Consider the following 11,628-nt stretch of genomic DNA (forward strand, 5'->3'; position numbering starts at 1 on the left):
CAAATCCTGCCCCCGCAACCAAACACAACAAGCCCGCAAGACAGAAATGTCCGCGGACTTTTTCCCGTTTTGGGGAATGAGCGGGAGGAAACCGTGAGCAATGCGACGTCGGTCGGCGAAGGGACGTTAAGCTGTGGAATACGCACAGCGCGCCGCGTCACATTCCATATCACGCGCGCAGTTGAGACGTCTCACCGGCCCATAAGCGCCCGGCAGGCGTAAAATTCGCCAATTCTTTCTTCGATAAGAGCGTCCTTTTTTCACTCAGCGCCCCAACCGATCTCGCCGCCTCCCGAGAGCAGAACGCATATCCTCAACGTCCGAGCTTCAAATCTGCAAACAACTATTGCCGACTGATCACGGCCTTGAAATAGGGCACGATATCTGACGAGCTGTCGGCGCGGTGGCGTAGTTCTCTGGCGATTTGTTCCAATGCCAGATCCAGGCAATAAACTGTCTGGTGCGCATCCAGAAGTGCCGCACTTTCCTTGGCGAACACAACCAGGCGGGTAATCGCGTGGAACTCTTCAATTTCAGTGTCAGTCGATGTGTTGGTATCATCGAGCGCAAGGGTTGCATAAGCTGCTGTCATAATCGACTCCGCAATGATTTGCAGAGACTCTAAGCGATATTGGGGGGTGCTGTCGCGTGACACAGGCGTGACACACTTTAAGATGGATGGCCGGATGTGTTCGCCGCACAATGGTATTTCTGCATTTCATTCCAGAGAGTTGTGCGCTCGAACGTCCAGGCGGGCGATGATGTTGATCGCTTTGCGTCAAGCCGTGACATCGTTTCGACAAGGGCGATTGCGTCTGCACGCTTCAGGTTGACGGAATGTGCCTGGACTGCAACCGGGATTGTACTCCTTCTTTCCTCATTCGGGATGAGTGCACGCGCGATGATTGAGCGCCAGGTCCGCTCCTTGAAAAAGATGGCACGGGCGACAGCTTCCAGATGCTTGGCCTCCGTTGGCGAGACGAGTTGTTTGTGCACCAGGAGGTCAAGCGTGGCGGTGATATTGACCAGCGGCTCGCTGAGCGGGATCCAGCCGAGGGCTGCGGGCCCATGGATCTGCGCCACGTCGGAATCATCGACACGGTTGCCGTCGCGATATTCCTCGAAAACGCGGCCGATGCCCATCATTCCGAAAGAGTGGCATTCCGCAGCGCGCAGCGCTCCCATGCTGGCCGCCCCGAGAACACGCGCTCCCGCATTCAAAGCGTAGAGTACTTCCTTATGCCAGACCGGCGCGGTATATTCGAAGCCGCCATCGACAATGCCGATGACGGTGGCGCCTTCTTCCACCGCGCGAAAAATATCGCCCTGAACAGCTGGTCCCCGGATGGCGATACCGGTGGCATGATTGACGGCATCAGGCAATGTCGGGCCAACAAAAAGCACCTTCATCCGAACGACCCCTTGATCAGCGCCCGCTGGCCAAATCTTTGGGCGCGCTGGCCTTCCGGGTTTTCCAGCCGTGGCGCAAGGACCTTTGCCACGGCGAAGGGCCATGCGGGGTCGCTAAGCGGCACGGAGATGATCGGCCCGAGCTCCAGCCGCTTCAAAATGCCGAGAATGTCATGGCTGCTACCGGGCTGCCCGGGGTTTGCGCCTTGCATCGAGGGTTTGGGTCGAGCACGGGGCTCCACTCTCAACAGGTCGCGGGTTTCCTCCGGCAGAGGCCGCTTATAGATAGGTGGATAGATATCATCCCGGGCGCCGCTGACGAATGTCATGCGCGACTGCACCGCCTCGGTAATCGCGCGGAGCATGGCTTTGGCCGCCAAGGGATGGGTGCCCGCTCCATAATTCACATCGACGAAACGTGGGCGGCGGGCGGAGAGGACGTCGAGAGGCGCAATCAGCGCGTTGAAGGACGGGACGCCAATATCGCTCGTCATGTCGAACAATCGCAGCACAAATCCCGCAGCCTCAATTTGCGCAACCAGGGATGAGAGTTCGGGCAGCTCCAGTGACTTCGGGCCCACAGAGGACGATTGACGCGATCCAGCGCTCGATACCTGCCAGAGGACATAGGCATCACGCTCGATGCGTTCGTTCAATCCGTGAAAAAGCGCCTCTTCCATGGTGTTTCCTGAGGCCAGGCCATTGGATGACTGCCAGTAACGGCACTCGGTCAGTGTCCGGTCGAGGGTGACGGCATCGAGAGGTACATGGATTATCTCTCCCGAGATCAGGTCCGTGCCTGCGATCCATGTGATGACTTCGTCGCCGGGTGCTGGCGACCGGCCGGCTGCAATCAGGCATGTGAGCGTGTCGAACCGCTTTCCCGCACGTTCCAGCGAATGTGCCGATGCTTGAAGTCTAGTGCCGTATGGGTCGCCGGCAACCGCACGCTCCAGGGCTTCCATGACGGCGGATGTGCGGGCCTCGTCATCGGTCAGCCCTTTGCCCTGCGCAACGACAATGGATTTAGCGTTCGGCGTATAGGCGCACCAGACCGGAATGCCTATACGATCCAGGCCCGTATGGCGGGCGACGCGGGTGATGCCGAAGCCGGGAAGGAGCGGCGACACCCGTTCATAGGTTTCGGCCGGGGTGCAGACCCTGTCGCTCCATCCTTGGTCATCCGGCGTCAAGCGTCGAAGAGCCCTGCGGAAACGGGCGCGGCGGAGGAAATGGCAACGGCGAAATCGACGTCCTTGATCACCGCGCCGCCCAAAGCCTCGATCTGCCTTGGTGACACCAGCAAATCCCTGCCATTTTCAAGTTCGGAGATCGTTCCCAAATCCATATCCGCCAGATAGAGTTTTGCGTCCCCTAGAAATCCAATGACCACGACTTTAGACATTTCATTCTCCTTCGTTGTTGAGAATTCAGTAGCCGGCTTTCATTAAACCTTCTCGATACATGTCTTTCTGCCAAGCCTCCTTGATCGGGACGACTGCAAGCCATTTTTGCAGATCAAATTGCGGGTTGGCCTCGCGGTCCTGGCGGCGGAAGTGATGCGCGCGCTTGATATCGCCGAGCATGGCCCAGCTTGCCGCCAGCAGCCGATGCGCCGAGGCCTGGTTGGACATGCTGTCGATCCGGGACACGGCCTTGTCGAACGCGCCGACGAAATAGCTGGCACCTGCTGCACACCAGAAATATTCATCAGGTCCCAGAGGGTTGAGGGAGATGGCGTGTTCAATCTTTTCCAGCCCTTCTTTGGGCCGGGAGGCGTGAATGAGAACGTCGGCGAAGCTGTAGATCGCGTCCGCATAATGGGGGCTGAGTTCCTCCGCGCGGGCCAACGCTTCCAGGCTTTCGTCGAGCGCGCCCAGATAGAGCTTTGCCATCCCGAGTTCTTTGTAACCGTAAGCGATATCGGGATTGCTTTCGATTGCCGATCGCGCGTTTTCCTCGGCGCGGCGCAACAATTCCGGATCTCCCCTGGCCGTTAAAACCCATTCGATGGAGTAGGTCTTGGCAAGGCCGCTAAAGGCATGGGAAAAATCGGTATTGTGCTGCAGCGCTTCCCGGAACGATTTTCGGGCGCTGCGAACCGAGGGCAATGTGAGCCGGCTCATCTGCTGTATGCCGAAGAGATAGCGCCGGTAGGCGTCCGGTTTGACCGTGTAGTCATCATGCGCAGTCTCGTTGCGCTTCAGCTCGGCAAGAATGCGATCCTTGACCACCCCTGCCAGCGTCTTTCGATGCGAGGACAAAAGCAGGCCGGCAATGTCGAAGCGTTCGGCATAGATCACATGATCCGACGGCACGAAGATGATCTGAACGAAGAGCCCGTCCTCCGTCAGCTTCGTATCCACCACATAGGAAATGTCATGCTTGCCGAGCATGAGAGCCTTGTCGTCGCTGTTGCGAATGCGCTCGGCCGTGTAGGGCGCGATGATGGAAAGATTGCGCAGCGAACAGAGGCCGATCGCCACGTCATCGATGAGCGCGCTGGCTCTTGAAAGATCAGCTGCGGAAGAAAGCCCGCCGCTCGGCGGCAGAAGCGCGACCCGGGGTGACATGCCGAATGCGGGTAAAGTCTCCAAAGCATCGGGTTGCGCAGTCGCCGCGAACAGGGGCTCGATCTGACCTTCAACCGGCTGCGGCGGCGGCCCGGCCGAAAGCGTCCGGCGTATCAGTTGATCGCCCGGCCAATGCTCAAGAATGAGAAAGGCTGCCTGCCGGGCGGCCGGCGCGTCCGCTGATGCCGGAACTTCCGCAGATTGTTCCAGCAGTTTTTGGCGCATCACGTTGAGATATAAACGGCGTTGCACCTTCACCCACCGGCTGGCCGCACCTCCGGCATCGTCGAACTCCGAAAGAAAAGGCCGGCTCATCAGTTCGGCGAGGGAGTGTAGGGAGATGTCTGCGCTCTTGATCGCTTCTGCGTCGCAACGAAGTTGCCGGCGGTCGAGACGAAGATGGCCAGGTGCTACGGTCAGCATCGAGGCATAGGCGGCGGGCAGACGCGAAATCAGCTTTCTCAGGTTTGTAAATGCAAGCGCCCGCTCCTCGCTTCCCCAGAGAAGGTCAGCCGCTTCGCTGCGGCTGATTTCGGCGCTGGTTCCGGTTGCCAGATAGGCAAGCAGGAACAGACCCTTGCGAGGATACCGGCATTCCTGTCCCGCAGCATCGAGCAGGCGTAACCCACCGAATGTCTGCAGGAACATGGGCTTCACCCGGAAATGGAGGGTGCGATATGCTCCGCATCGGCCGTCCGCGAGACGGGATCATCCGCGTTTGCCAGCGCCTTGGTCAAGGTGATGATGGATTGGCGAACCTGCTTGCTCTTGATCGACGTGAAGGCGCGGTTGAGCATGACGCCATCGCGCGAAACGAGGAATGCCCCCATCTCATCGACTTCCTGGGCCAATCCGTCCGGGGCCGTGGGTTCGTGATCCTCGAAGAAGTAGCCAATGGGGACATTGAGCACCAGGGCTGCAACCTGGAGTTTGCTGGCACTGACGCGGTTTGTGCCCTTCTCGTATTTCTGGATTTGCTGAAAGGTAATGCCGAGGCGGTCGCCCAGTTTTTCCTGACTCAGTCCCAAAACCAGCCGTCGCGACCTCAGCCGGTTGCCGACATGAATATCGATTTGATGAGGTTCGCTCTTCGCCAAGTTTCATTCTCCTGCAATTGCCATGACGCCATCATGCGGCGGCAATGTGCAGCATGCCAATTTCCACGCGAAATGCAACATTGAAGCAGGACGTTGAGATAAGAATTGCAACCTATGAGATAATATTTTTGAGCAGAAATGGCGGCACCCTGCGAACTCAAGGTTCCCGGGCCGTTCATGGCTTCAAGAGTTTCAGAGTAAGCGGCGATATTGTTAAAAATAGCAGGGATAGGCCGCCCCGATGTCTGCCGCAAATGATCAGGACAGGCGCGAGCGGAGCAGATGATAGTAGCCCGCAAGATGGGGAATCGCATGTTCCAGTTGGGCAAAAGCCTCGTCGCCGCTGTTCAAATGGCCGGCATATTTGGCGGAAATCAGCTGCCGGTGGGTTTCCAGTGGCCCAGCCTCGGTCGCTGGAAGCACGGTGAAAACAGGCGATAAGGCGGTGCGGCCCTTGACGGTGATGCTGTCGAGTTCGGCGATAGTGAAATCCGCAGCGCTCAGCGCCGCCGTCTGTTCGCCCAGAAGCAGCGGCACGCCGTAATTCTTTGATTCCCCTTCCAGCCGTGAGGCAAGATTGACGGCGTCGCCGAGCACCGAATAGTCGAACCGGCGCGCAGATCCCATATTGCCGACCACGCAGTCGCCGGTATTGATGCCAATGCCGATTTTCAATACGCGTGCCTCGATACCCGCTTCCGCTGCCTCCCGTTGCAGCTCCGCGTTCAGATCGTCGATCGCATCGAGCATTTTGAGGGCCGCGCCGACCGCGTGGCTTGCATGGCGGGGGTCGTCGAGCGGTGCGTTCCAGAAGGCCATCAGGCAATCGCCGATATATTTGTCGATCGTGCCGCCACTTTCCAGAACGATATCGGATAGCGGCGTCAACAGCCGGTTGATCAGGGTGGTCAGCTGTTCGGGATCGTCCTTCAACGCCTCGGAAATGGTGGTGAAGCCGCGAATGTCGCAAAACAGGATGGTCAATGTCCGGCGCTCACCGCCCAGCTTCAGCTGCGAGGGATCATCGGCCAGACGCGCGACCAGCGCCGGCGACAGATAGCGTGAAAATGCCCGGGTGATATCGCGGCGGCTGCGGCGCTCGGTGGCATAGTCGAGTGCCGTCTGTCCGGCGGCAACGGAAAAATAGGCAAGCGCTGGGCCGATCGGCGAGATGAAGATATGGCCAAGCCGCAAGAGCGTGACGCTTGCGGCGGCGAGCAGGGCAAGCACGGCAAGACTGACAAGGGCTGCCGGCCATCCCGTTGCGCGGAAAACCACCGCTCCAGCCAGCAAGGCGCCGAGCGCAATGGCGGCAATCACCACCGCCTGGCCCGCCTTGGTGATGAACAGGCCATGGGTGATATTGTCAAAGATCGTCGCCTGGATTTCCACGCCCGCCACCAGACGGTTGGATTTCACGGTAAACGGCGTGGCAAACGAATCGGCGCCGCCGGCCTTGAGCGTCGGCGCGTTCTGCAGGCTGAGACCGACAATGACGACGCGGTCGCGGAAAAAGCCGTCCGGCAGGAATTGGCCGGGATCGAGCGCCTGATAATAGGACACCGTCGGATAGGTCCGCGCCGGACCGAAGACTTGCAGGAGGGCTGCATTGGGTACCGGCTGTCTCGGCCGGCCGGAAATTCCGGCGAGCTCAGCGGCAAAACCATCGGCATAGCCAGGCACCTGCCGCAAGGTGCCGTCGCCACTGAGCTGAACCGAGGCAATTCCTGTTCTCGCACCGCGCGCGATAAATTCCGCCAACGGTTCTGTGCGCACATATTGGTCCGCCTGCGGCGTCTCGATCAGCGTCTCGTCGCCGGCGAGGATGACGTCGGGACCCAGCACATCTGCAAGGATAATATCGTTTTCCGGCGCGGCGGAAGACTCCGCAAAGATGACGTCGATGCCGATGGCTTTTGCCCCGGCGGTGCGCAGCGCCTCGATCAATCGGGCATGCAGCGCGCGCGGCCATGGCCATTGACTGCCGATCTCGGCCATCGAGGGCTCGTCGATCGCGACAATGACCGGGCCGTCTTCGGGAAGCGGGGGCGGGGATAGGGTGGAGAGGTAGTCGAAGCTACGCAGTTCGGCGAGTAGGAAAGGCGATGTAAAGGAGGCAAGCGCGAGGGCTGAGATGACCAATGCGATGAGCGCGGCAAGGCCCAGCCGCCGCCGCCGGATGCGGCGGGCGGGCGTACTGTTTTGTGTACGGTTTTCAGCCAGAAGAGGCTTTTTCGCCGGTTTGCTCATCAAAAGCGCACTTTGATCGAGCCCTTGAAGGAACGGCCCCAGCCCGGCGTGAAGGGAGCCACGTCAAAATCCTCATCCAGCAGATTGTAGGCTGCCAGCTGTACCTCGAAGCGCTTGTCGAAGGGCTCCCAGGTCAGATTGCCATCGACGGTCCAGTAGCCATCCAGCTTGGTCTTCAACCCGGTATCGCGTTCTCCCACATAGTTTGCAGCGAGCATCACTTTGATATTGGCCGGATTGACCCAGGTGATTGCCACCTGCCCGGATGTTTCTGGAATGAAGGGCAGGTTGTCGCCGAAGGTGCGGCTCCGTGGATCGTCGTCCTCAGAGCTTGTCCGGGCAATCGTACCCGACAGTCCAAAGCCGTGGCCCAGAGCAAGGTTTGCGGTCAGGCTCGCCCGATCGACATGGCCCTCGTTCGTCTGAAACGTTTCCAGCGGGGAGCCTGAAAGAAAGGGAAGAAAGGATGTCTGCGGGAATGCAATGGCGACTTTTTGCAGGTCCTGATGCTGAAAATCGACGGCGGTGAAAAAGCGATCGGACCATTCGGCATCCCAGCGAAAGGCAAAGGTATCGGCGCGGCCGTCGATCCCGATCCCGTAAGCGTTCGGCTGTATCCCGGCAACGCCGATCGGCGACAAGGTCGGCGTGCTGAAATCGTAGCTGTTGCGCATGAAGGCAGCCCGCAGCCAATGCCCCTCTATCGGCGTCCAGGCCAAACCGGCGCGTGGTTCCAGGCGGTGGACGTCAAGATTGTCCCCATCGATATAGGTTCCGAAAACAGCATATTCCGCTCGCAGCTTGTCGTTGATATCGTGCAGGACATCGACATAGGCTTTCGCAACATCGTAACGCCCCTCCAGCGGATCAGACAGCGGAATGCCATTGATTTCCTGGTGGGAATAGGCATCGACCCAGCCGCCTTCCAGGCCATACCGCCAGGTGATGTCATCATAGCCGATACTGTGGTTGATCGCCCCGATATAGGTTTTCTGCTTGCTCGTCTCGGTAGGAGACAGGTCGATCACGCCATTTCCGGCAACATACCCGGTATCCGCCCGCTCGTCGGAATAAAACAGCGCCGCATTGATGATATTGCGATGTTCGATCGTGTGGCTCCAGCCGATCCCTGCCGCCGTTGTTTTTGATCCGTCGTCGCGGTCAATGAAAAACGGTGTCGAGGTTTGGGGAAGCAGTGCCATGTTCTGCAAAAAACCGGTCGTCAGATGATTGACATAGAGCACGACGCGATCGTCCGGCGTCGGCGTCGCGGTGATGTAGCCATTGGCCGAGACGATCTTCGCATTGCCGTCGTAATCTCCGAAAGCATCGGCAAAGCGGCCGGAGAACGGCGTCGTCTCCCATTGCGCGTTGATATTGTAGCTGACCGGAAAGAGTGAATTGGCGTAGCCTTGAACCTGTCCTTCCGCCAGCCAGTCCGTATCGCCGCCGCTGGTGTTGAAGCCGGTGCCCAGCGAAGCCTCGATGAAGGGCGATCGTACCAGGCTCACCTTGCGCTCGCTGCTTGCGAGCATATGCGGATCGAGCATCAATCCCTGTATGAACGAGGAATAGCTTCTGCCGTTTTGCACGTAATCCGTCGTGTTGCCGCCATAGGCATAGGTGGTAGCGAAGGGATTGACGCTGCCATGTACGAACTGGTCGAGATAGGAGGTGCCGGAAAAGGGATCAAAGACCACATCGCCGTAATATTGCCCCCAGGCATCGAGCCCCTGCAGGCGGAACGCATCGTTGAGGACGGAGCCGGCACTCTGGTTGGCGCTGAAGGATTTGTAATCACCGCCCCGGGCGCGGCCCAATCTCAAAAACGCCTGCGCATTCTTGATGGCCCCGTCCGCATCATAGTCGTCGATCGCGATCGATGTCCGGGCGGACGCAATGACCGGGTCGTTTGGATCCAGGCGCTCGGCATTGTCGAGTGCCTGTGCCGCCGGTATCCGGTCGCCCTTTTCATAATGTGCTGCGGCCAGCAGAAGCTGCGCCTGGGAATAGCCAGGATTGGCAGTCGAACCGGCCAGCAGGTCCTCGACGGCCTTGTCCATTTCGCCGCGCTGCAGATAGTACTGGCCGCGGGCAATGAGCGCGATGTCGAAGGATGGATCGACCCGCAAGGCCTCATCGATCTCCCGCTTGGCTTCCGCCATGCGCATCTCGATCAGATATTGGATGGCGAGATTGGCATGGCCGACAGGATCGAGCGGATCGAGTTCGATCGCTTTCTTGAAGGCAGCCTCCGCCTCGCGATTGGCATCCCGGTCCCCCTCGGCAAGGCCGATCAGATTCCAGATACTGCTCGACCCCGGTGCCGTTTTCAGTGCGCGATCGAGATCCTCGAGCGCTCCCTGCCGGTCTTTCAGGATATAGAGCTTGTAGCTCGCGCGCGCTTCCAGCCCGGTCGGATCGTTGGGATCGATCGCCAGAGCCTGCTCAAATCCATCGACGACCTCTTTTTCGTCGGCCAGCAAAATACCGATCAGCGAGCGAAATCCCGGCAAGGTCGGGTCGCCGGGCGTTGCCTGCTGGCTTTGCTTGATCAAGGCAAGCGCCGTCGGGATGTCCTGGCGAAAACCGGCGGTCCAGGCCTTTGCCATGGCGGCATAGCTGCTGTTTGCCACCACCGGCGGATTTTCGGCATGGTTGGGATCGGCAAGAGACCGGGCAAAATAGCCGCCATAGGCAGCGATGGCGCCGCGCTTGGCATCAAGACCGGGTCTGGCCCTTTCAAACAGTTTGGCGGCATCCGCGTAGCGGTTTTCCGATCCGGCAATCAAGGCGTCGATCAGGTCGGCGCGCGCAGACCTTGAGCCCTGCAGGCCTTTCGCCCGAGCTTTGCTGAGTGCGGCCAGCGCTTTTTCCTTGCCATTCAGCGCCAGATAAATCTCCGACAGGCTCAGCCAGTCTTCGGTTGAACGGCGGCTCGCCTCTTCCGCCTCGATGCGGCTCCGCTCCTTGCGCATCTGCGGCACGATCAATGGCGTTGCCGGCATCCACTGGAAGGCGCTCCTCAGCGACAGGTTGAACAGCATCTGTTCCCTGTCCTTCGGCTTGGCGATGATGATCTTCGAGGGCGCCTGGCCGATCGCAGCCACCGCCGCTTCGCCCTGGGCGACACGAACGCTTCCCTGAGCATTGCTGAGTTCGACCAGACCTTCCAGCACGATCACCGACGTCTTGCCATCGGCACCGACGGTCATGGTCCAGTCCGTGCCACGGATGGCGGCCGCTGCGGCCGGCGTATCGATCACGACACCGCTTCCGCCGCGCTCGGCACGGGCCCAAATGGTGCCCGATTGCAGCTCCAGCCCGGCATCGCCGCTACCGCCCATCCGCTTGACCAACAGCGACGTGTTGCGGCCAAGCCGGACCTGGGTCCGGTCGGAAAAGAGAACGGCAAGCTGGCCGGTGGCATTGGTGCGCAGCACGTCGCCGCTCAAAAGGTCCTGCTGCAGATCGACATAACGCCAGCCGGAAATATCGACGAAGCGCACTTCCTCGCCGGATTTGCGGGCAATGACTGATCCGGCGGCGGGAGAAGGACGCGGCAAAGGGTCGGCCTGCGCTGACGTCGCGAAGCTGAGCGCTCCCAAGGCTATACCCATAGATGCATATTTCATGCAGTTTCCCCAAAATGCACGGATCATCACTGAATTTGAGCATTGCAAAAGTCAAGTGGAACGACGGCGATGTTTATTCTTTGGGTGGCAAATGTAGAAATAAAGAAACACATTGAAATACTAGAGGTTGTTCCCAGGGTTACGTGGGAAGTGTGGTTGCATCTGTGTAATCTGCAATTTGGGCATGTGAAATAGTCAAGAAGCCCTTGGCGCAACGCGCCGCGCGCATGTCGGCCTCAACCTTTCCATGCCTTCGGCGCCCCAAAACCCCTATGGGATTTTTATATTTCTCTTACCCGCCCCGTCTCGAACGCTAATGCGGTTCGGCAGCATAGTCGGCGTGGAATTCAGGCCCCGGATCATGTGTCGTGCAGGATCAAGCGGGGCCTCTTTCGCGTCGCAGCCCTGCTTGGAAGAGGAGGGAAGATGAAATTCAACAAAAGGAGCCTGGATCGATGATGGATATTGTCTTGATCGGGATCGGCGTTTTGTTTTTCGCGCTGTCGTTTGCCTATACGCGGGCCTGCGACCGTCTCTAGTTCGAAGGATTACGAGAATGCTTGTCGATTATGTGCTCGGAGCCGGCGTGACCGTGTTTCTCCTCGCCTATCTGACCTACGCCCTCATTCGCCCTGAGCGCTTCTAACAACGCCAGGTTCGGAA

The 11,628-nt window shown here is 59.2% G+C and carries 9 protein-coding genes; 1 reads left to right on the plus strand and 8 read right to left on the minus strand.

The window, feature by feature from the left end; genetic code table 11:
• Window positions 1-343: 343 nt before the first annotated feature.
• From ASD32_RS09505 to ASD32_RS09540, 8 genes are all read right to left on the minus strand, one after another.
• A complete protein-coding gene (locus tag ASD32_RS09505; protein WP_060637799.1) occupies window positions 344-592 on the minus strand; it encodes a hypothetical protein in 249 nt (82 codons plus the stop codon).
• 77 nt (window positions 593-669) lie between these two features.
• The gene (locus ASD32_RS09510) at window positions 670-1,410 is read right to left on the minus strand and encodes a TfuA-like protein (RefSeq protein ID WP_060637800.1); all 741 of its coding nucleotides are present in this window, start codon (window positions 1,408-1,410) and stop codon (window positions 670-672) included.
• A complete protein-coding gene (locus ASD32_RS09515) occupies window positions 1,407-2,603 on the minus strand; it encodes a YcaO-like family protein (protein ID WP_060637801.1) in 1,197 nt (398 codons plus the stop codon). Before ASD32_RS09515 ends, ASD32_RS09510 begins: the two co-directional genes overlap by 4 nt.
• Window positions 2,600-2,815, minus strand: a complete 216-nt coding sequence (locus ASD32_RS09520; RefSeq protein WP_060637802.1) for a hypothetical protein — start codon at window positions 2,813-2,815, stop codon at window positions 2,600-2,602. Before ASD32_RS09520 ends, ASD32_RS09515 begins: the two co-directional genes overlap by 4 nt.
• Before the next feature lie 25 nt (window positions 2,816-2,840).
• On the minus strand, window positions 2,841-4,631 hold the full coding sequence (locus tag ASD32_RS09525) for a hypothetical protein (RefSeq protein WP_060637803.1): 1,791 nt from the start codon (window positions 4,629-4,631) through the stop codon (window positions 2,841-2,843).
• Between the two features lie 5 nt (window positions 4,632-4,636).
• Entirely contained in the window at window positions 4,637-5,080 is a 444-nt protein-coding gene (locus ASD32_RS09530) for a helix-turn-helix transcriptional regulator (RefSeq protein WP_060637804.1), read from the minus strand.
• 258 nt (window positions 5,081-5,338) lie between these two features.
• Window positions 5,339-7,330, minus strand: coding sequence for an adenylate/guanylate cyclase domain-containing protein (locus ASD32_RS09535; RefSeq protein WP_060637805.1), 1,992 nt, complete (start codon window positions 7,328-7,330; stop codon window positions 5,339-5,341).
• Window positions 7,330-10,965 carry a FecR domain-containing protein gene (locus ASD32_RS09540; RefSeq protein ID WP_060637806.1) on the minus strand — a complete coding sequence of 1,212 codons (3,636 nt, stop codon included), beginning with the start codon at window positions 10,963-10,965 and terminating at the stop codon, window positions 7,330-7,332. The genes ASD32_RS09535 and ASD32_RS09540 overlap by 1 nt, the downstream gene beginning before the upstream one ends.
• Window positions 10,966-11,521: 556 nt before the next feature.
• On the opposite strand from ASD32_RS09540, the gene kdpF reads away from it, so the two are divergent.
• Window positions 11,522-11,611 (plus strand): K(+)-transporting ATPase subunit F, encoded by a 90-nt coding sequence (gene kdpF, locus ASD32_RS09545; RefSeq protein WP_037103661.1) that lies wholly within the window; start codon window positions 11,522-11,524, stop codon window positions 11,609-11,611.
• Window positions 11,612-11,628 lie beyond the last annotated feature (17 nt).

Source organism: Rhizobium sp. Root483D2 (assembly GCF_001426685.1).
Lineage (GTDB): Bacteria > Pseudomonadota > Alphaproteobacteria > Rhizobiales > Rhizobiaceae > Pararhizobium > Pararhizobium qamdonense.

What these genes read in the sequence shown, in the direction of transcription:
- ASD32_RS09505 (WP_060637799.1), bottom strand. Translation starts at nt 592, where the DNA reads ATGACAGCAGCTTATGCAACCCTTGCGCTCGATGATACCAACACATCG.
- ASD32_RS09510 (WP_060637800.1), bottom strand. Translation starts at nt 1,410, where the DNA reads ATGAAGGTGCTTTTTGTTGGCCCGACATTGCCTGATGCCGTCAATCAT.
- ASD32_RS09520 (WP_060637802.1), bottom strand. Translation starts at nt 2,815, where the DNA reads ATGTCTAAAGTCGTGGTCATTGGATTTCTAGGGGACGCAAAACTCTAT.
- ASD32_RS09525 (WP_060637803.1), bottom strand. Translation starts at nt 4,631, where the DNA reads ATGTTCCTGCAGACATTCGGTGGGTTACGCCTGCTCGATGCTGCGGGA.
- ASD32_RS09535 (WP_060637805.1), bottom strand. Translation starts at nt 7,330, where the DNA reads ATGAGCAAACCGGCGAAAAAGCCTCTTCTGGCTGAAAACCGTACACAA.
- ASD32_RS09540 (WP_060637806.1), bottom strand. Translation starts at nt 10,965, where the DNA reads ATGAAATATGCATCTATGGGTATAGCCTTGGGAGCGCTCAGCTTCGCG.
- kdpF (WP_037103661.1), top strand. Translation starts at nt 11,522, where the DNA reads ATGCTTGTCGATTATGTGCTCGGAGCCGGCGTGACCGTGTTTCTCCTC.